Source organism: Arthrospiribacter ruber (genome assembly GCF_019343195.1).
Classification (GTDB): domain Bacteria; phylum Bacteroidota; class Bacteroidia; order Cytophagales; family Cyclobacteriaceae; genus Arthrospiribacter; species Arthrospiribacter ruber.
In genome coordinates, this window is the sequence record NZ_RPHB01000006.1 from 302581 (window position 1) to 326146 (window position 23566).

At 41.3% G+C, this 23566-nt stretch carries 24 protein-coding genes; 13 read left to right on the top strand and 11 right to left on the bottom strand.

Features of this window, described 5'->3' with window-relative positions; genetic code table 11:
- Positions 1-50 precede the first annotated feature (50 nt).
- On the top strand, positions 51-1325 hold the full coding sequence (locus EGN73_RS14230; protein ID WP_219291119.1) for an aspartate kinase: 1275 nt from the start codon (positions 51-53) through the stop codon (positions 1323-1325).
- Here the strand turns inward: EGN73_RS14230 and EGN73_RS14235 are convergent.
- Positions 1314-2189 (bottom strand): fructosamine kinase family protein, encoded by an 876-nt coding sequence (locus EGN73_RS14235; protein ID WP_219291123.1) that lies wholly within the window; start codon positions 2187-2189, stop codon positions 1314-1316. The genes EGN73_RS14230 and EGN73_RS14235 overlap by 12 nt on opposite strands.
- Positions 2182-2667: a low molecular weight protein-tyrosine-phosphatase gene (locus EGN73_RS14240; RefSeq protein ID WP_219291126.1), complete on the bottom strand. Its 486-nt coding sequence runs from the start codon at positions 2665-2667 to the stop codon at positions 2182-2184. Before EGN73_RS14240 ends, EGN73_RS14235 begins: the two co-directional genes overlap by 8 nt.
- A gap of 308 nt (positions 2668-2975) precedes the next feature.
- Here EGN73_RS14240 and EGN73_RS14245 point away from each other — a divergent pair, with 308 nt between their 5' ends.
- Positions 2976-3389: a Fur family transcriptional regulator gene (locus EGN73_RS14245; protein ID WP_219291129.1), complete on the top strand. Its 414-nt coding sequence runs from the start codon at positions 2976-2978 to the stop codon at positions 3387-3389.
- 32 nt (positions 3390-3421) lie between these two features.
- The gene (locus EGN73_RS14250) at positions 3422-4051 is read left to right on the top strand and encodes a peroxiredoxin (RefSeq protein ID WP_219291132.1); all 630 of its coding nucleotides are present in this window, start codon (positions 3422-3424) and stop codon (positions 4049-4051) included.
- A gap of 143 nt (positions 4052-4194) precedes the next feature.
- Here EGN73_RS14250 and EGN73_RS14255 read toward each other — a convergent pair whose 3' ends face one another.
- A complete protein-coding gene (locus EGN73_RS14255) occupies positions 4195-5043 on the bottom strand; it encodes a glycosyltransferase family 2 protein (protein ID WP_219291135.1) in 849 nt (282 codons plus the stop codon).
- A gap of 133 nt (positions 5044-5176) precedes the next feature.
- Between EGN73_RS14255 and EGN73_RS14260 the strand changes: the two genes are divergently transcribed.
- From EGN73_RS14260 to EGN73_RS14285, 6 genes are all read left to right on the top strand, one after another.
- Positions 5177-6199, top strand: coding sequence for a Stealth CR1 domain-containing protein (locus EGN73_RS14260; protein ID WP_219291137.1), 1023 nt, complete (start codon positions 5177-5179; stop codon positions 6197-6199).
- On the top strand, positions 6189-7112 hold the full coding sequence (rsgA, locus tag EGN73_RS14265; protein WP_219291365.1) for a ribosome small subunit-dependent GTPase A: 924 nt from the start codon (positions 6189-6191) through the stop codon (positions 7110-7112). Before EGN73_RS14260 ends, rsgA begins: the two co-directional genes overlap by 11 nt.
- 86 nt (positions 7113-7198) lie before the next feature.
- On the top strand, positions 7199-7702 hold the full coding sequence (locus tag EGN73_RS14270; protein ID WP_219291140.1) for a phosphoribosyltransferase family protein: 504 nt from the start codon (positions 7199-7201) through the stop codon (positions 7700-7702).
- A gap of 6 nt (positions 7703-7708) precedes the next feature.
- Complete coding sequence (gene panB, locus EGN73_RS14275) at positions 7709-8530, top strand: 3-methyl-2-oxobutanoate hydroxymethyltransferase (RefSeq protein WP_009032845.1); 822 nt, start codon at positions 7709-7711, stop codon at positions 8528-8530.
- A 107-nt stretch (positions 8531-8637) separates the two neighbouring features.
- Positions 8638-10527, top strand: coding sequence for a sensor histidine kinase (locus EGN73_RS14280; protein ID WP_219291143.1), 1890 nt, complete (start codon positions 8638-8640; stop codon positions 10525-10527).
- Between the two features lie 79 nt (positions 10528-10606).
- On the top strand, positions 10607-11224 hold the full coding sequence (locus EGN73_RS14285; RefSeq protein WP_219291146.1) for a response regulator: 618 nt from the start codon (positions 10607-10609) through the stop codon (positions 11222-11224).
- A 137-nt stretch (positions 11225-11361) separates the two neighbouring features.
- Here EGN73_RS14285 and EGN73_RS14290 read toward each other — a convergent pair whose 3' ends face one another.
- Both EGN73_RS14290 and EGN73_RS14295 read right to left on the bottom strand, forming a co-directional pair.
- Entirely contained in the window at positions 11362-12396 is a 1035-nt protein-coding gene (locus EGN73_RS14290; RefSeq protein WP_219291149.1) for a hypothetical protein, read from the bottom strand.
- 120 nt (positions 12397-12516) lie between these two features.
- Positions 12517-14622 (bottom strand): T9SS type A sorting domain-containing protein, encoded by a 2106-nt coding sequence (locus tag EGN73_RS14295; RefSeq protein WP_219291152.1) that lies wholly within the window; start codon positions 14620-14622, stop codon positions 12517-12519.
- A gap of 92 nt (positions 14623-14714) precedes the next feature.
- Between EGN73_RS14295 and EGN73_RS14300 the strand changes: the two genes are divergently transcribed.
- From EGN73_RS14300 to EGN73_RS14315, 4 genes are all read left to right on the top strand, one after another.
- Positions 14715-16013: a UDP-N-acetylmuramoyl-tripeptide--D-alanyl-D-alanine ligase gene (locus EGN73_RS14300; protein WP_219291155.1), complete on the top strand. Its 1299-nt coding sequence runs from the start codon at positions 14715-14717 to the stop codon at positions 16011-16013.
- 137 nt (positions 16014-16150) lie between these two features.
- Entirely contained in the window at positions 16151-17410 is a 1260-nt protein-coding gene (locus EGN73_RS14305; RefSeq protein WP_219291158.1) for a putative DNA modification/repair radical SAM protein, read from the top strand.
- A complete protein-coding gene (locus tag EGN73_RS14310; protein WP_219291161.1) occupies positions 17407-18174 on the top strand; it encodes a TIGR03915 family putative DNA repair protein in 768 nt (255 codons plus the stop codon). Before EGN73_RS14305 ends, EGN73_RS14310 begins: the two co-directional genes overlap by 4 nt.
- Positions 18175-18237: 63 nt before the next feature.
- A complete protein-coding gene (locus EGN73_RS14315; protein ID WP_219291164.1) occupies positions 18238-18918 on the top strand; it encodes a DUF2461 domain-containing protein in 681 nt (226 codons plus the stop codon).
- 5 nt (positions 18919-18923) lie between these two features.
- Here EGN73_RS14315 and EGN73_RS14320 read toward each other — a convergent pair whose 3' ends face one another.
- From EGN73_RS14320 to EGN73_RS14345, 6 genes are all read right to left on the bottom strand, one after another.
- Positions 18924-19739: a Cof-type HAD-IIB family hydrolase gene (locus EGN73_RS14320; protein WP_219291167.1), complete on the bottom strand. Its 816-nt coding sequence runs from the start codon at positions 19737-19739 to the stop codon at positions 18924-18926.
- Positions 19740-19750: 11 nt separating this feature from the next.
- Complete coding sequence (locus tag EGN73_RS14325) at positions 19751-20017, bottom strand: hypothetical protein (RefSeq protein ID WP_219291170.1); 267 nt, start codon at positions 20015-20017, stop codon at positions 19751-19753.
- Positions 20014-20463: a hypothetical protein gene (locus EGN73_RS14330; protein WP_219291173.1), complete on the bottom strand. Its 450-nt coding sequence runs from the start codon at positions 20461-20463 to the stop codon at positions 20014-20016. Before EGN73_RS14330 ends, EGN73_RS14325 begins: the two co-directional genes overlap by 4 nt.
- A complete protein-coding gene (locus EGN73_RS14335; protein ID WP_219291176.1) occupies positions 20460-20966 on the bottom strand; it encodes a RidA family protein in 507 nt (168 codons plus the stop codon). The genes EGN73_RS14330 and EGN73_RS14335 overlap by 4 nt, the downstream gene beginning before the upstream one ends.
- A 97-nt stretch (positions 20967-21063) precedes the next feature.
- Complete coding sequence (locus EGN73_RS14340) at positions 21064-22272, bottom strand: glycoside hydrolase family 57 protein (RefSeq protein ID WP_219291179.1); 1209 nt, start codon at positions 22270-22272, stop codon at positions 21064-21066.
- A complete protein-coding gene (locus EGN73_RS14345; RefSeq protein ID WP_219291183.1) occupies positions 22269-23558 on the bottom strand; it encodes a glycosyltransferase family 4 protein in 1290 nt (429 codons plus the stop codon). Before EGN73_RS14345 ends, EGN73_RS14340 begins: the two co-directional genes overlap by 4 nt.
- Positions 23559-23566: the final 8 nt, after the last annotated feature.

Here is a 23566-nt window from a genome sequence, read left to right on the forward strand (position 1 = left end):
AAAAGTTATATTTAGGGTTTATTTCTTTCGAAAATTACAAATAAATTTCAATGGCAAAAACTTTTGTTTTCAAATTTGGAGGTGCTTCCATTAAAGATGCGGATTCAATCAAAAACTTATTCAATATTTTGCACAATCGATTGCGAAATCACACCATTATAGTGGTTTCCGCTATGGGAAAAACCACAAACGCACTTGAGAAAATCTTGAGCAAAAAACTTACAGATGAGGATTATTCTTTGAATATTACAATTTTAAAAGATTTTCACCTTGACATTTGCAAACAACTTTTCCCAAGCTCCCACCCCATTTTCTCCCAGCTTGAAAATGATTTTTTAAGGCTTCAAAGAGCCATTAACAAAACCGTCGATAAGCAAAACTATGATGAAGTGTATGACAGCATCATTTGTTTCGGGGAGTTGATTGCCTCCAGAATTGTCTACCAATTCCTCTGCACACAAGGTCTGATTTGTCTGTGGCAGGATGCCAGAGAAATCATCAAAACAAATGAGGACTTCCGGTTTGCTCTGGTTGATTGGCAAACGACCCGCCAAAACTGCCACAATTATTTGATGCCAAAGCTCCTTCAATTCCCTGTAGTCACACAAGGGTTTATTGCCATGTCAAACTCAGGCAAAACCACCACCTTGGGGCGAGAAGGCTCGGATTTTTCAGCCGCTATTCTGGCTTCCTGTCTTCAATCCCAGTCTGTCACCATCTGGAAAGACGTACCGGGCGTACTTAATGCAGACCCCAAGAGGTTTGCGCAAACTATTAAATTTGACGAGCTGGATTACAGAGAAGCAGCAGAACTGACCTATTACGGTGCTTCAGTAATTCACCCCAAGACGATCAAACCCCTTGCGAATCACCACATCCCTTTATTTGTGAAATCCTTCCTAACACCTGATGACCCAGGCACAAAAATCCATGAGGTGGAACAGTCTCAAAAAATTCCATGCTTCGTTGTCAAGGACGATCAGGTTTTAGTAAGCTTTAAAGTTACCGACTTTACTTTTATCGATGAAGGACACATCCATCAAATCTACGCAGAGCTTCAAAAACTCAAGTTAAGAGTAAACCTGCTTCAGATATCCGCTATCAGCATATCCCTTGTCATTGAGAAGCAGGTGTTTAAGCTAGAACAGTTAATTGAAGGACTTGAAGCCGATTTTGAAATCAGGTACAATGAAGGACTACAATTAGTCACCATCAAAAACCATCATCCGAAGCTGATTCAAGAAGTTACCGAAAAAAGAGAAGTATTGTTGGAACAGGTGACAAGAGCTACATTTCAAGCGGTCATGACGCCACTAGCGCAATAAGCGTTCGACTGTTTTCTGTATTCCTGAGAGATAACTTTTTCCAAAAAGCAAAAGATGGACTAGTAGCGGATAAAGGTTATATACCGGTTCTCTTTCGTCAAAACCGGGCTCTAAGGGGAACAAAGTGTGATACGCGTGATAAAACTCATCATCAAATCCTCCAAAAAGCTTGGAAAATGCAAGGTCCATTTCCCTGCTCCCGTAATACACTGCAGGGTCTACAAGAACGGGACCTCCATTTTGACCCTGCATGATATTGCCCGACCAAAGATCGCCATGCAGCAAAGAAGGTTTCTCATTAGGAAAGAAGTCTTCCAAGATGGGATAAATTTTCTGGAACTTCTTATAAAAATCCAGATCAACAAGACCTTCATAATAGGCTTTGCCCATTAGTGGCTCCAACCTTTTTTCCCTGTAAAACTCTGACCATGAATCGTGATGACCATTTGGCTGTACCAGAGATGCGATATAGTTGTCAGTGTGATAGCCAAATTTGCTTTGGGTAGCCATGTGGAGCTGTGCCAACCCTAGGCCTAACTCTTTCCAATAGCTCATACTTGGTTTCTCGGCCTGAATCCAATCCATCAAAAGATAGTTCTGATCACCTATTCTTCCATAACCATAAACTTCAGGAATTTCTAAAGGGGTGTTTTTCTGAAGTGATTTGAGGCCATCAGCCTCTTTTTCAAAAATATCCTCATTATGCTCAAAGTTAACTTTGAAAAAATATCGGCCCTCCTTTGTTTCCAAGAATACTCCTTGATTAATGTTGCCTGCTGCTATCAGCTTTGCTTGGAGTATAGGAATACTTTGACCAAGACTTAGAAATAATGCTTCTTCAAAAAAAGAGGTATTATCAAACATATTCCTGATGTTCCACCTTAAGGTATTCCAGAAAATGATCTATGGATTCATCTAGAATTTTGTATACATTTTCGAAACCCTCTTCCCCTCCGTAGTATGGATCCGGCACATCAAGATTGTCTGAATTGGGCTGAAATTCCCTGATCAAATAGATATGATCGTGTGAAAGCCTGTATTTTTGCAGATCTATTTCTATGTTCTTTTTGTTAGAGTGATCCATGGCCAAAATGTAATCAAACTCTCTGGCATCTACCCTATTAAGTTGCCTAGCCCTATGATGAATAGGTATCTGATGTCTCTTGGCACAGGCTATGGTTCTTTCATCCGGCAATTCGCCGATATGATAATCAGATGTGCCACAACTGTCACATTTGAAATTCTGGGATAATCCAAATGCCTTGACCTTTTGGTTAAATATGGCTTCTGCTAAAGGTGATCTGCAGATATTGCCAAGGCAAACAAATAACACTTTAATCATGAGGACTTTAATGGGTTTGGGAGATTGACAATAAGGATACAATTTAAATAAATTTTTTGCAGAATACTTTCCCCTCCATAAAACTTATCTTTCTTTTTTTCCGATTTCATACCCTTAAATCATTGACAACCAAATTTTTAACAAAATCAAAATGGCAAAAATATGCATTAAGCAAAATTATTTATCGATTTAATTATTGTTCGCAATCGATTACGAAATAATATTCTTATTTTACTTTGCTTCCCAAAAAAGCAATTATTACTTTTGTGGAGTAATTACCAAGTAAGAATTATTCTTATCAAATAGTAATGAACTCTGAAATAGTCAAAAATAAAATCACAGACAGCGGATTGAAATTTACTCACCAAAGGTGGGTAATTTATGCTGCTTTGGAAGAAGCAGAAAGCCATCCTACTGCCGATCAGGTTTTTGAACAGATCAGAGAAGCCAACCCAAGCATTTCATTGGGGACGGTCTACAAGACTTTGGACAGCTTTGTACAAGCTGGGCTCATTCAGAAGTTTATGGACCAAAATGGCGTGATGAGATTTGATTCTATCGTAGATGCCCATAGTCACTTCTATTGCAAGGAATCTCACGAGATCAAAGATTACAGAAACGAGGAACTGGAAAAAATCATCCGCAACTTCATTGCCGCACAAAACATCAATGATTTTGAGGTAGAAGAAGTTTCCATCGTCTTCAAAGGCAGAAAAAAATAAATAAAATTATAAACCAATAACGATTTAAAATTATGTCACTAGTAGGAAAAAAAGCACCTTTATTTTCAGCACCGGCAGTAATCAACGGTGAGGAGATCGTAGAAGGATTCTCTCTTGAGCAATATATCGGCAACAAAGAAGTGGTATTCTTCTTTTACCCGAAAGATTTCACTTTTGTATGTCCGACTGAAATCCTTGCATTTCAAGAGAAGCTTGCTGAGTTCGAAAAAAGAGGCGTAGCAGTAGTAGGTGCTTCCACCGATACTGAAGAAACACACCTTGCTTGGTTGATGACTCCAAAAGCAAACGGAGGCATCGAGGGCGTTACTTATCCTCTTGTAGCTGATCCGGCCAAAACTATCGCCCACAACTTCGGCGTATTGGCAGGCGAGTGGAACTACGACGAAGAAGGTAACTTGACTTATGAAGGCGCTCCTGTTGCTTTCAGAGGTTCATTCTTGATCGATAAAGCTGGTGTAGTAAGACACGAGACCATCAATGACCTTCCATTGGGAAGAAACATTGACGAAATGATCAGATTGGTAGATGCACTTCAGCATGTTGAAAAATTCGGTGAAGTTTGTCCGGCCAACTGGGAGGAAGGTAAAGAAGCCATGTCTGCTACCAGAGAAGGTGTTGCTGAATATTTGAGCAAAAATTAATTTTAATCAAGTATAAAAAAAGCTCTGGGCCTACAGGTCCAGAGCTTTTTTTTTGACTAGCGGGCTATATCAATTAAGTTTAGAATCATTCCTCATCAATATTATTTTGCAAAGAGTAATGGATAATAAAGCTTCCATATTTTCTATACAGATTGCTTAAACCTTTCCGGTATTTTGATTACTGGTTTTTCTGACAAAGTCCCTGGCTTATTCCAGGCAAAAAACGGTCTGAATAAATTCTGCCGTCTCCTGGCCTCAGGGAAAAATCTATCCCCATCTAGTACCTGAGCCGTTTTGATCAGGTCAAACAATTGATTTCGTCTGTCCAAGTGCCCCTCCCAGCCTTGGGCTAAACGAGAATGGTCCTTGGTTTTGGAACTGGACTTTTCAAAATCCACCATTCCAAAATGAAACAAAAATAGGTTAGGGTCAATATGGAAATTCTTGCCCTTCACCCGATGAAATCCAGATCCCCAGGTCAAGGGACAATGGGCCACCACAGGCTTGGTATATCTTGCCGAAACATGGGCATAGCTTCTTTGACTCAAAAAGGGTTTGGCAATGTCTATCGGTTTCTCTTCATCCAAATGCTGACCTACATCAAGCCCCAAAGCGGAAAGAGAACTTCCTGAAAAACTCTTTTCCAAGTATTTACAAAGTCTCATTCCTAACTTAGGGTCAATGACCAAAAACTCATCTATATCCAGAGCAATAACCTTATCAAACCTGTAAAACAGTGTTTTTGCAAGGCTGGAAATCATTCTTGCCCGATTTTTATCCCCTGCAGCCCTTCCAAGAGGCAAATGAGGAACACGCATCACATTCACTGAAGCATTTATCTCAGGAATAAATTGATCATGGCCGTCCAGTACCAAGAACAGGTTTTCATAACCAAATTCATTGCCGTAATATGACACCCATTTGGGAATAAAAAAGTCATCATTCCTGGCCATGGATATAACTCCTATTTTTTTTTTACCTTTATCGGACATGAAATCCTTTTATTTATCCTGATTTGATTTTGAGGCAAGTTATCAATTTCTCATCAAACATTCTGCGACCTTCTTCCTACCATTTGGGACAGGAACATTTTCACACCTTTAGATCAAAACTTTACCTTACTCAATGAACGATTTTTCCAATGCACAAAAACCTATCGATGTAGTAATTGCATGGGTAGATGGCAATGACCCCGTTCACCAAAAAAAAATTGATGGTCAATTACCCGAAGGCAAAAAGAAAAATATCCCGGGAGCTCAAAAAACCAGATTTGGAAATGTGAATGAACTAAAATACTGCGTGCTGTCAGTCTTCACTTTTGCTCCTTTTGTAAGAAATATATTTATTGTGACCGACAGACAGACTCCTCCGATTTTGGAAGATATAAAGTCTGTTTTCCCTGATAGGGTTGGAAATATCCGATTGGTAGATCATCAAGAAATTTTTGAGGGATTTGAAAATCATTTACCTGTTTTCAACAGTAGATCAATTGAATCTATGATCTGGAGGATCAAAGACTTATCGGAAAATTTCGTTTATTTCAATGACGACTCATTTTTGATCAGACCCGTTCGGCCAGAGGATTGGTTCATAGATGGAAGGCCGGTAATCAGAGGCCAATGGATGCCTTCTGCGGCAATCCGGGTCTTTTGGGACAAAATAAGAAGCAAATTCCAAAGGCATGTGATGGGCAAAAAGGAATTTGAACCCAGGGCTTCCTACCATACAGGTCAATGGAACGCCGCAAAACTTCTCGGGTTCAAATGGAGGTACTTTGTTCTTGACCACACTCCACATGCAGTAAATAAACAAACATGCAAACAGTTTTTTGATCAAAACATAGACAGGATCAAGAAAAACATCTCATTTAAATTTCGACATTTCAGCCAATTCAACTTTTTATCTTTGACTTATCATTTGGAAATTCTGGCCGGAAAAACGCAAATCCGGCCCCCACAATTGGCGTACCTACAACCTTTGGGAAGGAAAGCCGATTATATTGACAAAAAAATCAAACTTTGTGAATCCAATTCAAAAATCATATACATGTGTGTTCAAAGCCTGGATCTTTGTGCAAAAGCTGATGTAGATAAAATTTTTGGGTGGTTGGAAAAAATAATGGACTTGGAAACAAATGATAAAAGGTAGAGTAATAAAATCCACAGGCAGTTGGTATGTTGTCAAAACCGATGAAGGCATAAAAAATGCCCGACTAAGGGGGAAATTTAAACAAAACGACCTAAAGCTCACCAACCCAATCGCAGTCGGAGACTGGGTAACATTGGAAAATGAAGGAGATCAGGAATCCACAGTAATCGCCGACATACTTCCCCGAGAAAACTACATCATCCGAAAATCAACACGAAAAGCGCATCATTCGCATATCATCGCTTCCAATATAGATCAGGCTTTTTTGATCATTACCCTAAGAAACCCCAGGACTTCATTGGGTTTTATTGACAGGTTTTTGGTGAGTACAGAAAGTTTCCGGATACCTGCCAGCATTATTGTGAACAAGATGGATTTGGAGTACAAAGATAAAGACCTTGATTTCCTTCAGGACATCCACGAAATATATGAACCGCTGGGATACCCCGTTATTGAAATTTCAGCATTGGATCAAAACAGTTTTGAAAAACAATTTTCAAAGCTTCTCGAAGGCAAAACAACCCTGCTATCCGGTCATTCTGGAGTTGGAAAATCTACTTTGCTCAATAGACTCGTTCCTTCAGCCCAACAGACCACCAAAGAAATCTCAAAGTTCAGCTCCAAAGGAGTACATACCACCACCTTTGCAGAATTGTTTGAGCTTCCCACTGGCGGCTACTTGATTGATACTCCGGGCATCAAGGAATTTGGGATCTTGGACATTGATGACTTTGAGCTGTCCCATTATTTTGTCGAAATGAGACAATATTTGGGTCAATGCAAATACAATAACTGCAAGCACCTCAATGAACCGGGCTGCATGGTCTTACAAAAGCTCGAGGAAGGATACATCCACCCATACAGGTATGACAGCTACGTAAATATTCTCCACGAAGAAGACGACCACAGGTGAGTATCAACTTTGGGACCATACACTTTGAATCCACTTGCAATTGACTTAATTTTCCCTTCTCAAAAAATGGCTTTTAATATCAGCACATGAGCAGCACCAAGACTTTGGTCATGGACCAAAAAAAGATCAGGCAGAAAATCACCAGAATGGCCTTCGAGATTTTTGAAAGAAATGCCAGCGAATCCTCAGTGATTTTTGCAGGAATCACCGGCATGGGCCATTATCTGGCAAAATTGCTGGCAGAAAACCTACAGGAAATTTCCCCGATCCAAACCACCGTTTTGGAAATCCATCTTGACAAAAATGATATATACAGAGGAGATGTCAACCTCTCAGAAGACATTAACCTGACGGACCGCTGCGTGATCATTGTCGATGATGTTCTCAATACCGGCAAAACTCTGGTATATGCCCTTAAGCCATTTTTGGACATGCCTATCAAAAAAATGGAAGTAGCTGTTCTGGTCAATAGAAGCCATAAGCTTTTTCCTGTCACTCCGGATTATACGGGGCTGGAATTAGCCACCACGCTCAATGAGCATATTACCGTAGATCTTACGCCCGAAAACCAAACTGTACACCTTCACTGATCACCCATGTCTATCCATCAATCCTCCAATATCAAAAGAATCACGACACACATTCTTCAGGAAATGAAAAACCGTGGGGAAAAGATCTCCATGCTCACCGCTTATGACTTTTCCATGGCAGGCATCGTAGATGCTGCGGGGACTGACATCATCTTGGTAGGTGATTCCGCCTCCAATGTGATGGCCGGACATGAAACTACCCTACCCATTACCTTGGACCAGATGATCTATCATGCCACCTCCGTGGTACGTGCTGTAAAAAGGGCCTTCGTGGTAGTGGATATTCCTTTTGGTTCTTACCAAGGCAACTCCTCAGAAGCACTCCGCTCAGCCATTCGTATCATGAAGGAGTCCGGAGCGCATGCTGTGAAGGTAGAGGGCGGCTCGGAGATCAAAGAATCGGTGGTCAGAATACTCAGTGCAGGTGTCCCGGTGATGGGACATCTAGGACTTACTCCCCAGTCCATATACAAATTCGGGACTTATACGGTGAGGGCAAAAGAAGAGGCCGAAGCCCAAAAATTGCTGGAAGATGCCAAGCTATTGGAAGCCTGCGGTTGCTTTGCCATTATCCTCGAAAAAATCCCAGCCACTCTTGCCAAGAAAGTAGCTGAATCAGTAACTATCCCAGTAATCGGTATCGGAGCCGGAGGGGATGTGGACGGACAGGTTTTGGTAGTCCACGACATGCTGGGCATTAATCAGGAATTCAAGCCGAGATTTTTGAGACAATACGCCAACCTTCAGGAAGTCATGACCGGAGCAGTCCAAAATTATATCTCAGATGTAAAAAGCAGGTCCTTTCCAAATGAAAATGAGAGCTATTGATAGCTTAGGCTCCATTTTTCCAGATCAGCGAAAACCTTCTATTTTTTATTTTAATTTTTTAACCAATAAATATCATATTTAGCTATTTTAATGGCAAATATGGTCAAATGAAAAATTTTCTGTCGTTTTTCATCCTAGTCTTTTTATTTATTCTTGAAGCGAAGCCTCAAAGTTTGGCCTCATTACTGGACTCTGCCCTAAGTTCAGAAAATGAGGCTGAATCAATTTTTGAATTCGTAAAATCAAAGATTTCCAGTGAGGAAGAGCTTAAAGATTTTTGGATTGCCAAACACAAACACTATAGCAGGACAAACGACCGCGAAAAAATGATGCAGGTAGAAAAAGAATTGCTACCCATCTTAACCGAATTAAATGACCATAAAGAGCTTACAGATTTTCACTACAGAATCTCTTATTATTATGAAGTGGCAGGTTTGTATGACCAAGCCATTGCTTTTTCATTCAAAGCACTTGATCATGCCAAAAAAGCAGGGAACCCCGGCCTCATCAGCTCTATGTATAAATCCCTTTCCCAAAACCATAGGCTTTTCCATGACTTTGATAAAGCAATAGAGTACGGAAAACTTACATTTATTAGCGCCGAAGAAGCAGGAGAAAAATATATAAATGAGCAGGTTCTGGGCCTAAATATTACCGGGGCCGCTTTCAGTGAAATTAATGAACCCGACAGCGCTATTTACTACTACGATAAAGTTTTGACCTTATTGCCATTACTGGACTCCATGTCTGTAGCTCCTACCATTGGCAATATAGCCTACGCTTATTTACTTGCTGGAGACATTGAAAAATCAAGAAAATACAACCTGGCAGCTCTTGATCTTTTTCTCAAGACTGATAATTACTACGCCATAGCGGTGGTGTATATCAATGCTGCCATGACCGAAAATCAAGATAAAAAATATGATCAGGCACTCATCTATTTGGATTCCGGAATTGTATACACCCAAAAATCGCAATATGCCGAAATGTATAAATGGATCTATGATGAACAGCATAAAATCCATAAAGCTATGGGGAATTACCCTGAAGCGTTAAACAGTCTGAGCAACTTACTCACCATCAAAGATTCTCTCTTTAATACCGAAAGGGCTGAAATAGCCAAAGACCTGGAAATTCAGTACCAAACCTCACTTAAAGATCAAGAAATTGCAGCGCAAAGGCTTAGTCTCCTGGAAAGGGATAAATCCTTCCAACGCAGCATATTTGCCTTGCTGATCCTAGTATTGGCAATAGCTGCCCTATTGGTCATTTATTTTTTAGCAAAAAGCCGCCAGGCCAAAGAAAAACAACTCTTACTTCAGCAGAAAGCTTTAGAGGTCAAGGAAGCATATATTAATGCTGCTTTGGAATCACAGGAAAACGAAAGGAAGAGATTTGCACAGGATCTTCACGATGGCTTTGGGCAATTGATCTCTGCTCTTAGATTGAACATTTCCCGACTGAATGAAACTGAAAATATCCAGAATAAAATTGGGGTAGTGGAAAAAAGCGAATCCATTCTCAAGGAGATGCATACTGAAATCCGGAATATCGCATTTAATCTCATGCCGGCTACCTTGATCCAATACGGGCTGAAAGAAGCTATCCGCGAATTTGCCCAAAGAATCAACAGCAGTGGTAAAGTCCAAATCGACATTGACATCCATGGCCTGGAAGAGCGCCTGGATGAACTTCAGGAAATTTCGCTTTACAGAGTCATTCAGGAATGGATAAACAATATCCTCAAATATGCAGAAGCTCAAAAAATCCAAATTCAACTTGTAAAACACGAAAATGAAATCAGTGTGATGATAGAAGATGATGGAATGGGCTTCGATCAAAAGCTATTAAAAAATAGCAAAGGAAACGGATGGAGAAATATTCAATCCCGTTTGAACCGCATCAATGCAAGTCTGGATTTGGATACTTCCCCTAATAGAAAGGGAAATAGCTTAATTATAGAAATGCCTCTAAGCTATAAAAATCAAAATGTATAAGCCCATGCGCATAGCTATCAAAACACACAAATCTTACATTTAACCTAAGGTATTAACAATCAGATATAAAAAAAACTTTATGAAAGTCTTCCTAGTCGACGACCATGCTATTCTACTGGATGGGATCAAAAGCCTGCTTTCCAAAGAGGCATCACTTGAAGTTTGCGGTGAAGCCCACTCCGCTGAAGATGCTTTGGATTTTTTGAAAAAAAACGTAGTTGACCTTCTGATTACAGACTTCAACCTCCCAAACATGGATGGACTAAGCCTGGTAAGGCTGGTCAAAAAAATCAGCCCTGACACTAAGATTCTTATGCTCAGTATGCATGATGAAACCCACCTCGTAAAAGAAATCCTCAAAGAAGGTGTCTCCGGATATGTGCTGAAAAATGATTCCCACCGGGAGCTCTTACAAGCCATTGAAACAATCAAGAACGGGAAAATCTACCTCTCCAATGACATCAACAGAATCATCATCAACAGTCTTCAGTTTCCCGATGAAGAACGTCTCCTGACAGATAGGGAAAGAGAAATCCTGAAATTGATCGCCAAGGAATTTTCCAACAAAGACATTGCAGAGCAACTATTCATTTCGGAAAGGACGGTGGAAACCCATAGAAAAAACATTTTCAGGAAAACCAAAACCAACACCTTGGTCGGTCTGATAAAATTTGCCTATGCCAATAATCTGATCTGATTTTTAATGACTTGAATAAAAACTGAATGATATACCACGCAAAACCCAAGAGCTGCGACTGGTATATTAATTAGAGAAAATCATTAACTTATAAAAAAAACCGGAGCTTTCACCCCGGCTTGGTCAAGTAAGTTACCTTACTTTCCCCCGGCCCCAACGACCAATGTGTTGGCAAATGATTGGCTGTACTGGGTAAAAAGATCTCTTGCTGCTGTCATATAGTCCTCCCTAGTTATTTCTACAATTCTCGGATCAAAATCCACACTGGGTTTTGATTTCAATGAAAACCACTGGCTAAAAAGGCTTTCTGCCTTCTTTTTATCAGAATATATCCTGGCATTGTATTCTTTATCAGAAACAAACTCTCCATTCAATGAAGCAGGAGCTGAACTTGGACCACCCTTTGGCCCAATGAAATCAAAAGAATTCGAACTGATCCTCATTTTCGGTAAAACCTTCATCTCCGCTGTGGTGGTTTTCCCCTTTCGTCCTGCATCCAACTGCACATCCAATTCTACAGTAGAAAAATCAACATTCAGATTCTGAAGTATCATTGTTGCATTGGTTTCAGCATGCGTCTTTTTCAACATGGTATAAAAAGCAGGCCCTCCCCCTTTCATTACAGACTTTTCATCAAACATAAAAATCGTGAGATCCGGCATCACCTTCACCGTTCCGGTTCCTATGTCATCAGAAGAGGCTTTACCCTGTTTTTTGTCAGTCTTGTTATCGAATTTTTCCTTGATCTTCCCAAAGCTTTCCATCCCATCTACTTCCGACATCCTGAGAACTTTGAATCCTGATTTTTCAATCTCATTTTCCAGAATGCTTTGGAAGTCATTGGCCAAAGTCTGGAAATCCTCCAAGCTCAAACCTGCATCCAAAATAGTGGTCACTTTGGCAGACCCTTTTTGCCCTCCGGCATATTGCCCACCTTTGCTATGCGCTTCAAATGTATTCTGAAGCTTGCTGAGCTTTCCTTCCTGTACAACCTGTGCCGTTTCCGAATAGGTTTCGAAACCGATCTGAAACTGGGGGATATAAAAAGCATCCTGTCCTTTGAGGACCTTGTTGTAGTAGCCTTTGGCACCTACTCCTGTAAACAACTCCTGTGCTGCCAGATTCCCTGAGATCAGGATAGCAGCGGCTAATGTCAAAATTGGCTTTTTCATCATTGTATTGGTTTTGTTGGGACTTTATTTGATAGGATAAAATTGAATGATCCTTTAGTCAGATAAAATCCCCTCAAAACGGTAATTCCCTATCCGTGCCAGTACGGATAGCTACAAAAATCAAGGACGTACGATCAGTTTTCGGACTATTTTCCTGTTAGACGATGTCCGGAAATCCAAAATATAAATCCCTGGCTGCAAAAATGAAAAGTCATAGGAATTGACTCTATTGGCATCCACAGTCAAATCCTCGGCAATGACCTGCCCTAAGGTATTGACAATCCTTAGGCTCAGGGCGGAGGAGCTCAAAACAGAAAATACACCCTGGGAAGGGTTTGGAAAAACATTCACTTGAACTCCTTCCGCAGGAGGAGCCACTGTACTTTCATTGCGCAGCACTTCAATACCTCCTCCCGATGCACCTAGGATCAAATCCTTTCTGTTTTCAAAAGGCAGGCCCATACTGGAAAGAGGCGTGATTCTACCAAATCTCCCTTGGACGAAATCTCCTTCGGCCCTGACTTGTACTTGCTCTCTTTCTGCCTCATTCATAAAATCAGGAATAAAATTCAAAATCCCCCTTTGGTCAATGGCATAAAGTGAAGGCTGCGAGCCAGCTATTACATGAACCTGCAAGTTTCTGTTGGCAGGATTATCGGCAAAGCCCAAAAACTGCCTTTCCTTTATTTCAAAAGCATCCAGTTCATCATTTGCAGATAACAGGATCAACTCCCCAAGCTGCCTTGATAGCAAGAGGTAATTTTTTCCTTCATAAGCAAAAAACTCTATTTGATCCAAAGGCATCAGTTGAAGGGAAGAGATGCGAACCTCTGTTCTTTGCTCCAAGTCCGCAGAATTACTTTTGAAAACCCTTCTTGACAAAGAAAGGTCTACAGTATCCGTTCCAATCAGCCAATAGCTTCGACTGCCTCCCTGACTCTGATATTCCAGGTATTGCAGATCAAGCAAACCCAATTCCGACAAGCCTTGATAATCAGAATCTTTCAACTGCCAGTTGTCTCCTTCTACCCCGATCAAACTGGCTTTGCCTACCACTTTTCCTTCGACAAAAGCATTGGAGGTGACAATAAGCTCCCCTTCGTTGGCAAAGCCCCGAAAGAAAGGCCTGCTATTTTCTCCCAAATCCAACAACTGATCCTGAATAAAAGGCTTGAAACCAGTGCTTTCTGAAGAAGATTGAAAAATATTGCTGCTATAATCTGCCTGAAAAGCAGCTGATGAACCAGAGGCGAGAGAACTGACTATAAGCCGCTCTTTCCAAAGTGCTGCCACATGGAAGACCGGGAATTCAGGAAGCGTTCCAAAGCCGGGCACACTCAATTGGAATTCATCGAAAATGGGATTGCTGTTGCTTCCCTTATTGGGCAGGTAGTATAAAGTATTGCATTCATCCTGCCCCATCAAAAGGTCCTTGACCCCATCTCCATCAAAGTCGGCATAAAGCAGAGAATGCCCTCCTGCATGAAGTATCCGGCCTACAGGTAGTTCCTCATCCACGGACCCTATGGGCATCCCTGAACAGGTAACCCCAAAACTGAAGCTTCCGCAATCACAAAATTCAAAACCTCCCCACCTGGCTTCGGGAAAAGCAAAGCCATCAATATCCGGGCTGCCTTTTCGCTCCATGCTGGTGTTTCTGTAGAATTCTATATAGTCCCCAATGGCAAAATTGAAGGTCAGAATATCCAAATCTCCATCCCCATCAATGTCCGCGATCAAAGGAGTGTCCAGATTGTTGGCTGTGACATTGGATCCATTGTCCAGGCGGAGAAAATTCTGGGCAACTTCCCATTGGGGAAAAGCGCTGCCAGGAGAACTCACATTCCTGTATGCCTTGATTCCAAAAGGACTTGAGGTAAAAAGATCCTTTTTCCCATCCGCATCAAAATCTGCCAAAACCAAAAACCCATTGACATCAGAAGGAAAGTAAAGGCACATCTCAGGAAGATAATTCCATCCACCGTCTTCGTCCACGGCAAAGACCAATATCCTCCTGGAATTGATATCCCAAATGACCATTTCCTCCACTCCATCACCATTGGTATCCATTTCATTGATCTGTGCAGCATTGATCCCGGGAGAAAAAGGCACATTGACCAAGCCTTCAGGGCCTGAAATGGAAATCGACCGGTCAAAAGTGAAATTTTGTTGTCCCAATGACAAAAAGCTCGAAAACATAAACAAAATTGCGGTGAAATACTTCATCAGGACACTTTACTGTAGAAACCTAAAATTAAACGATTCCAAATGATATAGGATATCAGTATTACGTTAATTTTAAGGATTTAATTACAATTATGGATATTCAGCTACTTTATAAACATTTCAGAAATAGCAGCGGCGTAAGCACCGACACCCGACACGTCTCAAAGGGCAATATCTTTTTTGCCCTCAAAGGCCCCAACTTCAACGCCAATGAATTTGCCCCAAAAGCCTTGGAAGCTGGCGCAAGCCTTGTCGTCATCGATGAGGAAAAGTTTGCCGTTTCCGGAGACGAACGCTATTTTTTGGTGGATGATGCCCTGACAGCTTTGCAGCAATTGGCTAACTATAGAAGAAAGCAGCTCTCCATCCCAATCATAGGATTGACAGGAAGTAACGGAAAAACCACTTCCAAGGAACTGCTACACGCTGCACTGAAAACCAAATTTAAAACTGCTGCCACAGTGGGCAACCTGAATAACCACATCGGAGTACCCCTGACTTTATTGGCCATTCCTGATGATACTGAGATTGCCATAATTGAAATGGGGGCCAACAAACAGGGGGACATCAAAGAGCTTTGCGACATTGCAGATCCCACGCATGGATTTATCACCAATATCGGCAAGGCCCATTTGGAAGGAATGGGCGGACCGGAAGGAGTATTGAAAACAAAGACTGAACTTTTTCAGCATCTTCGGGAAAACAAGGGTACTGTATTCATCAATTCCCAAGACCCTATCCTATCCAATATGGCGAAGCGTTTTGAAAATCCGGTCTTGTATCCCGCCAAGGGCGATTTCTGTGAAGTGGTTTTTGAAAATGCCAATCCCTTTGTGCAATTCAGGGTGGAAGGCGATGCCACGATCCATACCACGCATTTGATCGGGGCATACAATTTTGGCAATATTGCCAATGCCCTGACAATAGGTAAATTTTTCGATGTGCCTATGCAAGAAGCAGTAGAGGCCGTCAAAGCGTACAATCCTGCCAACATGCGCTCCCAATTGGTAGAAAAGCGCAGCAACCTGATCATCCTAGATGCCTACAATGCCAATCCTTCCAGCATGGAAGTGGCCATAGATACTTTCGGGAAAATGACCGGAAAAAAACACAAAATGATCATCTTGGGTGACATGTATGAACTGGGAGACAGCACTGAGGAAGAACATGCCAAGCTGGGAGAACTGGTCTCCAAATATGAATTCGATAAAATCTGTTTTACCGGGATATATGTACAGGCAGCATTATCCAAGGCACCTATGAGGTCTCTCTATTTTCCTGATCCCTTTTCATTTCGCAACTGGCTTCAGGATTCTAAATTCGAAGGTCACCTGATCCTGATCAAAGGAAGCAGGGGCATGAAGCTGGAGGGCCTGGTGGATTTTATCTGATAAATAATACACATACCGATATTTGTTAAAATCATTGACATTTTTAAGCTATACCTCTAATAAATTTTGAAATAATCTGGAATAACCGTATCCTAAAAGAACTAGAATTGTCAATAAAATTAACAATTCAACAGATAATGAATTGGGATAGGGTAAAGGAAAAATTAGAAATATTAGCAGATGCTGCCAAGTATGATGTCTCTTGTTCATCTAGCGGTAGCAAGAGAAAGAATCCGGACAAAATGTTGGGAGACAGCAGTGGAATGGGTATATGTCATACTTACACTGAAGATGGGCGTTGTGTTTCGCTTTTGAAAATACTACTTACCAACCATTGCATTTATGATTGTCTTTATTGCGTATCAAGAAAATCCAATGACATCAAAAGGGCTGCTTTCACGGTAGATGAAGTGATAGACCTCACCATAGGCTTTTATAGGAGAAACTATATTGAGGGACTGTTTTTGTCATCAGGGATTTTCAAAAATGCCGATTATACCATGGAAAGGCTGGTAAGGATAGCCAAAAAACTCAGAGAAGAACATCGGTTTAATGGCTACATCCATCTAAAAACTATCCCAGGGGCAAGTAATGAACTTATGCGTCAAGCAGGAGCCTATGCAGATAGACTTAGTGTCAATATGGAACTTCCCACCGTATCCGGCCTAAAACTTCTAGCTCCGGAAAAAGATCACAAAGAAATGATCAAACCAATGGAGTCCATTAAAAACGATATTATCCAGTTTAGGTCCGAAAGAAAACTGATCAAATCCACCCCCAAGTTTGCTCCAGCAGGACAGTCTAGCCAGCTTATCATAGGCGCAACCAATGAATCAGACCTTGAAGTAATTCAAACGAGCACTTCTCTTTACAAAAACTTTAATCTTAAGCGGGTTTATTACTCTGGATATGTCCCCGTATTGGCTCATCAAAATCTCCCACAGTTGGGGACCCCAGTTCCATTGGTCCGCGAAAACAGACTTTATCAGACCGATTGGCTGATGCGTTTTTATCAATTCGATGCCTCAGAGATCGTCAATGAAAAGCATCCCAATCTTGATTTAGAGATTGATCCAAAACTTTCATGGGCCTTGCGAAACAGGGAATTTTTCCCGGTTGATATACAGACAGCAGACCTTCATGCCATTCTTAGAATTCCGGGAGTCGGAGTCAAATCAGCCAAAAAAATCATAGCAGCAAGGCGCTTTGGCAGACTTGATATGAAAACCCTCAAAAAATTTGGGATAGCCATCAACCGTGCCAAGTATTTTATGGTAGCAGGCAAAAATAAACCTTTGGTAGAATGGGAGAGTGATAACCTGAGGCGATTGATTTTACAGCATAGCAGCAGTAAGTACCGGGGAAACTTCTCCAATCAATTATCCTTGTTCTCATGAATCAGGTAGTATTTGAAAATACATTTGACGGCTTACTGACCTCTGTTTTCGAAATCTATGCTCAGAAACTGGTCGATGTTGACCTTATACCTGAAGGAAATGATTGCGAGCTTTTTTTTAGAAAAAAAGTAAGGGTAGCAACTGATTTAGAAAAAAGCAGGCGCGTCCAGGATCAAATTATCAAGTACTTGGGTAAAAATGGGCTTAAATCACTATGGAAAGCAACATTAACTGAAACGCCCACCATAGGACAGACCATTTTTGAGGTCATCCGGTACATGCTCCAAAGGAAAACAAATGTATTGGCAGATTTTGGAAATCCCTCTGTCCTGACCCTGCATGAGGCCCTGAAAAAATTGAGCAGAGAAAGACATCGAATGACTGCATTTGTCAGATTCCAAAGGGCTTCAGATGGTACCTATTGTGCAATCATTTCTCCTGACTTTGATGTATTGCCAATCATAGCCGATCATTTCAAAAGCCGGTACGCAGATCAAAAATGGATGATTTTTGACACTAAAAGGAAATACGGGATTTATTACGACTTAAAAGAGGTATACCCTGTGGAACTTAATCAACCTTCCGCGGACCTGACTCCAAGTGGAAGCTGTATCACTTTAGATGAATCAGAAGAGGGTTTTCAAAATTTATGGAAGAGTTACTTTAAGGCCACAAATATTGCTTCGAGGAGAAATATCAAACTCCATCTACAGCATGTCCCGAAGCGCTACTGGAAATACCTCACTGAAAAAGCCAAAGACTAAAAATTATTAAAACTATTTTTTTTATTATTTAAACTAATTTGAAAAAATATTACTTATTCAAGCATGAGCAAAAACTACCTGTCATTTTTATCCCAACTCGCCAAAAACAACCACAAAGAATGGATGGACGAAAACAGGGACTGGTACCAGGAGGTAAGGGCCGAATTCCTGCAAGATGTGGCTGAACTCCTATCCGAAATCAGCAAATGGGAACCTGCACTCAGTGCATTCAAACCCAAAGACTGTGTCTTTAGACAAAATAGGGACATCCGTTTTTCTCCAAATAAGGCCCCATACAAAACCAATTTGGCGGCTTACTTTTCTGTCGGTGGCAAAAAATCAAACGGCCCTGGTTACTATCTCCATATACAGCCCGGTGAAAGTTTTATAGCTGGAGGTATTTGGATGCCTCCAAGTGAGGTGCTGAAAAATATCCGACAGGAAATTGACTATTCCGGCAAAGAACTTGAAAATATTTTGACTGAACCAAAGTTCCAGGAAGCCTTTGGAGGAATGGAAGGTGAAAAACTCAAGACCAGTCCCCGGGATTATGATGCAGGACATCCCTACATCGAATTGTTGAGGCACAAAAGCTTCATTGTTTCTACATCATTCAGCGATGAAGAAATCAAATCGGGAAATTATAAAGAAAAGGCCATCCATCATTTTCAATTGATGAAGCCTTTCCATGAATTTTTATCCAGGGCAATAGAGGATGCTGAAGGTGGAGAAGGTTTGCTATAAGAGGTTCAACCCAACAATACTTCTTCAATCATCGCAGCTACGCCATCCTCTTTGTGACTCAAAGTCACACGATCTGCTATGGCCTTGACTTCCTCCCGTGCATTTCCTACCGCCACTCCCAGCCCTACTGCCTTGAGCATTTCGATATCATTATAATTATCACCAAAAGCCATTACTTCATCCATCGATATTTGATATTTCCGTTCTAGAAGCAAGGAAAGTGCCGAGGCTTTTGAGATCTTCTTTGGAGCGATTTCTATATAAGTATCCTTGGATCTATAAAGGTGTAAGTCATCTCCCAGATGTCGTAGGGCATTGTTGAAATATGCATCTATCTCTTCGGCAGGCCCCATGCACATGACCTTATGGGCACCTTTTTCCCGGGATTTCCACAAGGCCAATACCTTATCTAAGGGCCGAACGGTAGGGTCAACACGCGTATTCCTAGCCTCTCTTTCTGCCCAGTAATCAAACTGTGGCTCAAACCAGTCTTCACCTTGGTACAAACTTACATGCACTTGGGTTCCATTGGCAATCCCTAGCAAAGCTTCACATTGTTCCAGGGAAATGGATACATCGTCAATGATTTCCTTTTTTGCGTCATGAATGACAAAACCTCCATTGTAACAAATCAAGGGCTCTCCAAGCCTGTCCATATCCTTTTGCAAATGGCGCATAGCATCCGGCATGCGGGATGAAGCAAGTATGACCGGAAAGTCGTGAGGTAAGTTAGCTATTGCCTGAAGTAATCTTTCGGACAGTACCCTGTCCCCGTTTAGTAGTGTACCGTCTATATCAGTACAAATCGCTTTAATCTGCATTAAATCTTATTTTATCCATTTAGAATCAAATCCTCAAAAATCCCGGAAATAGCTCCAAACCCTACAATCATCAAAATCAATATTACAAGTCCCCATCCGAGCAAATACCAGATCAATTTGGCTTTAGCCCAATTGGATTTGTTGGGGTTGCCTTCAGAATCAAAGGCCCAAACTATCAACATCACCAGCCCTATTAAAGGAATATTGGTAATCAATATGGTGATAAACCAATCTCCTGTATTGACAGGAGGATGCTTAAACTCTTGTTGGTGAATCATGGTTCTGGATTTTGGTTGTTCAACAATTCCGCTATTTCAAAGCTGTACTCATTTATGGCATAATTTTCCGGATTGACAGGGTCGCTGAAAATAAAATACACGATTACCTGATCATAATTTTTTATCTTGGAATAATCTCTTGCATACAACTCAGCACACCTGAAGGCTATGTTCTCCTGCTGATATTGAAGAGCGGGATTCTTGCCATTGTAAAAGCGCAATTCTATAAAACTTTTATCTTCCCCATCAATACGCTGCTGGTTCATATTTACTTCCACCCTTTCAAAATCCCCAAATTCAAGTATTTCGTCCGATGGAAAATATCCTTCCCCCACCATTTTGTTGAAGCCCCACATCATCCCTCTGACCATTCGTTCGGGATCACATGCACAGGAGCTGATGACAGTGCTGAGAAAGCACAGCAGGGCAAATTGTTTCCAGGTCATTTGGCAGCAACGGCTTCTATTTCTATAAGCAAGTCAGGGTTGGCAAGTGCGTACACAGCTATAGTGGATCGGGCTACTTTGTTTGGGTTCGCATCATTGTTGAAGTATTCCCCATAAGCATTGAACCAGGCATTCCAGTCGATATTTCCATCCTTGTCCGGAGCAAGATATACCCGCAGAAAAAATACATCCTCCATAGAGAAGCCTCCCTCGTCAAGGGTTTCTTCAATTCTTTTCAAGATCCCGATGCTCTGTTCGTACATATCCCCATACCGTTCATAAGTACCGGGTTCTGCATCGGGATTTTTGGCGGGAGCTACCAGTCCTGAAGTATAAAAATACTCCTTTCCTTCAGGGATGTACACTCCTTTCAAAATACTGGCATCAGGTCTGTCATACCGGACGATTTCTTTTTCAGTCTGCTTGTCTTCCCCATCCGTCTGCGGCCCACAGGACACCATTATCAATGAGAGCAGACATAATAATGCAAATGAGTGTTTCATGATTATTTTATTTTAAAGAAAAAGGGCCTGCAATAATTCACAAGCCCCTCTTTTCTACGCGTTTGATACAAATTGCAAGATTAAATTCAATAAAAGATCAGCTTGCCTGCAGTTCTTTTACCTTGTTTTCTACCCTTAAGATAAAATCACTTAATACATTCATATAATTGATAAATGCATCGTAAGGTGTTTCGTAGTGGCTGAAATAGGAGTGCACTGCCCCGTCAGAAAAGAACTTGGTACACATGTAGTAAAAATGATCTGAAGTCTGAAGGTAAGTCCAGTCTTTCCATATTTCCGGATCGTCTATTTTCCTGATTTTTTCCTCCATTTCATAAAGCTTCGAAAAGGCTTCGTTCTGTAAGTCATTTCCTAGCCAGGCCGTTAGGTCCCTTTCTTCATCCGCCCATGATATCGGCACAGGCACATTGATCTTGGCTATTGGTTTGCCTCCCTTGACCACCTCAGAAGGGGTGCTAAAGGAAAAGTCTGTTTGATTGAAAACCATATTGGGCAAAGCCTTCATGAACTCAAATATTCCGGTTTCAGCCCATTGATGCTCTCCAAAGGTCTCATAATCCATAAACAGGTTCACCGTTTCCTGTTCTTTTGGAATTGCATTTAGCCATTTGCCAAATTTCTCTGTAGTCAAAGGATAATCAGACCAGGTTTTGTTGCTGAATCTAAAAGCAATATCATCACTGAGCTGGAAGTTTTTAAGCAAAATTTTGAGCTTGGGATTGATATTGTTTTCATAAACAAAATTCGGACTCTTCCAGCCTAATATGTGCTTGGCTCCTTCTGTAAGCATGCCTTCAAATCCCATATCAGCTACCATTTCACCGATTTTGTCAGAATATATCAACTCTGTATTCCTGAAAACCTTGGGTTCATACCCATTGAAAAGCCTTTTGATTTTAGCTTTGTGGGCATCTACCATCCTTTTGAATTCCGTCTTACTGGCAAGTGCGCTAAGGGCGTGAGCATCTGTTTCACTGAGCAATTCTACATGACCCGTAGCTACCAGCTTCTGAAAGCTTTCCAATACATCAGGAGCGTAAGACTCAAATTGATCCAGGCAAACTCCGGAAATGGAAAAACTCACTTTAAACTTCCCATTATATTGCTTGATCATATCCAACAACAGGGCATTCATCGGAAGGTAGCACTTTTGCGCTACTTTTCTGATGATGCTTTTATTGCTATAATCATCCCAATAATAGTGGTCGTCACCTATATCGAAAAAACGGTAAGGTTTGATCCTCAATGGCTGGTGTACCTGAAAGTAAAAACAGATGGTTCTCATGGCTTTTGATTATGTAGTTTTTCGTAAACAGTTACTAGTTTGGCAGCTACATGCTCCCACTTCAGATTTTTTAATTCCTCGCTGCCCAATTCCTTAAACATCTTGGCTATACTTGGGTAATGTAGAAGACCGAAAATGGCATCCGCCATGGCATCCACATCCCAAAAATCAATCTTGATGGCATTTCTCAAGACCTCAGCTACACCCGATTGTTTGGAAATTATCACAGGTGTATTGTGTCTTACTGCCTCCAAAGGTGCAATTCCGAACGGCTCAGACACAGAAGGCATCACGTAGACATCGGAAATGGCATACATGTCATCCACATCTTTGCCTTTGAGGAACCCGGTGAAGTGGAACTTGGTCCCCATTTTCAGTTCTGCTACCCGCTCCACCATTTTGTTGAGAAGATCACCATTTCCTGCCATCACAAATCTTACATTTGGATCTCTCTCTATGACTTTTTTGGCAGCTTCCACAAAATACTCCGGTCCTTTCTGATAGGTAATTCTACCTAAAAAGGTGACGATTTTTTCAGGAACATGTTTTTGGATATCCGACTTGATGATACTGGCATCCAAAACGGCATTGTGCAATACACTCACCTTATCGGGATGTATACCATATTTTTCAACGACAATTTTTTTGGTCAGATGGCTCACTGCCAAAACATGATCTGCTGCCTGTAGGCCTGCTTTTTCTATTTCGTACACAGGACCTGAAGCACCGCCTTGTCCGGCTCTGTCAAATTGGGTAGCATGTATATGGGCTATAAATGGCTTTCCGCTGATTTCCTTTGCTGCTATCCCGGCCGGATACGCCAGCCAATCATGGGCATGGATCAGGTCATGGTCTTTTGATTTGGCAATCTGCGTGGCGACCAGGGCATAACGGGCCACTTCTTCCATCAGGTTTTTTCCGTATTTTCCGGAAAATTGAAATTTATTGGAAAAAACGGTTTCATCTATATCGCTGCTGTGGTGTAAGGTGTAGTCTGTGTACTTCTCAAATTCTTCAGGGCCCAAGTATGGCACCAAATAACTGTTAATTTCTAGATATGTAAGGTTTTCCCACGTTTCCTGGAATTTCTTTTCCCTATAATCCACCTCCACCTCACTGGCGTTGACAAAATCAGCCAAAGGCTCTTCATCTCCGTATAGCTTTGGAACAACAAAAATCACCTCTTGGTTATGGACATTCAGACCCTTGATCAATCCATAACATGCCGTACCCAAACCACCTGATATATGCGGGGGGAATTCCCATCCAAACATTAAAACCTTCATAGATAAAA

Coding starts and splice junctions, on each gene's coding strand:
- EGN73_RS14235 (WP_219291123.1), bottom strand. CDS start 2,189: ATGTTTGATAATACCTCTTTTTTTGAAGAAGCATTATTTCTAAGTCTT.
- EGN73_RS14315 (WP_219291164.1), top strand. CDS start 18,238: ATGAGCAAAAACTACCTGTCATTTTTATCCCAACTCGCCAAAAACAAC.
- EGN73_RS14240 (WP_219291126.1), bottom strand. CDS start 2,667: ATGATTAAAGTGTTATTTGTTTGCCTTGGCAATATCTGCAGATCACCT.
- EGN73_RS14320 (WP_219291167.1), bottom strand. CDS start 19,739: ATGCAGATTAAAGCGATTTGTACTGATATAGACGGTACACTACTAAAC.
- EGN73_RS14325 (WP_219291170.1), bottom strand. CDS start 20,017: ATGATTCACCAACAAGAGTTTAAGCATCCTCCTGTCAATACAGGAGAT.
- EGN73_RS14255 (WP_219291135.1), bottom strand. CDS start 5,043: ATGTCCGATAAAGGTAAAAAAAAAATAGGAGTTATATCCATGGCCAGG.
- EGN73_RS14300 (WP_219291155.1), top strand. CDS start 14,715: ATGGATATTCAGCTACTTTATAAACATTTCAGAAATAGCAGCGGCGTA.
- EGN73_RS14305 (WP_219291158.1), top strand. CDS start 16,151: ATGAATTGGGATAGGGTAAAGGAAAAATTAGAAATATTAGCAGATGCT.
- EGN73_RS14270 (WP_219291140.1), top strand. CDS start 7,199: ATGAGCAGCACCAAGACTTTGGTCATGGACCAAAAAAAGATCAGGCAG.
- EGN73_RS14330 (WP_219291173.1), bottom strand. CDS start 20,463: ATGACCTGGAAACAATTTGCCCTGCTGTGCTTTCTCAGCACTGTCATC.
- EGN73_RS14245 (WP_219291129.1), top strand. CDS start 2,976: ATGAACTCTGAAATAGTCAAAAATAAAATCACAGACAGCGGATTGAAA.
- EGN73_RS14230 (WP_219291119.1), top strand. CDS start 51: ATGGCAAAAACTTTTGTTTTCAAATTTGGAGGTGCTTCCATTAAAGAT.
- EGN73_RS14280 (WP_219291143.1), top strand. CDS start 8,638: ATGAAAAATTTTCTGTCGTTTTTCATCCTAGTCTTTTTATTTATTCTT.
- EGN73_RS14310 (WP_219291161.1), top strand. CDS start 17,407: ATGAATCAGGTAGTATTTGAAAATACATTTGACGGCTTACTGACCTCT.
- EGN73_RS14260 (WP_219291137.1), top strand. CDS start 5,177: ATGAACGATTTTTCCAATGCACAAAAACCTATCGATGTAGTAATTGCA.
- EGN73_RS14335 (WP_219291176.1), bottom strand. CDS start 20,966: ATGAAACACTCATTTGCATTATTATGTCTGCTCTCATTGATAATGGTG.
- EGN73_RS14290 (WP_219291149.1), bottom strand. CDS start 12,396: ATGAAAAAGCCAATTTTGACATTAGCCGCTGCTATCCTGATCTCAGGG.
- EGN73_RS14345 (WP_219291183.1), bottom strand. CDS start 23,558: ATGAAGGTTTTAATGTTTGGATGGGAATTCCCCCCGCATATATCAGGT.
- EGN73_RS14340 (WP_219291179.1), bottom strand. CDS start 22,272: ATGAGAACCATCTGTTTTTACTTTCAGGTACACCAGCCATTGAGGATC.
- panB (WP_009032845.1), top strand. CDS start 7,709: ATGTCTATCCATCAATCCTCCAATATCAAAAGAATCACGACACACATT.
- EGN73_RS14295 (WP_219291152.1), bottom strand. CDS start 14,622: ATGAAGTATTTCACCGCAATTTTGTTTATGTTTTCGAGCTTTTTGTCA.
- EGN73_RS14285 (WP_219291146.1), top strand. CDS start 10,607: ATGAAAGTCTTCCTAGTCGACGACCATGCTATTCTACTGGATGGGATC.
- EGN73_RS14250 (WP_219291132.1), top strand. CDS start 3,422: ATGTCACTAGTAGGAAAAAAAGCACCTTTATTTTCAGCACCGGCAGTA.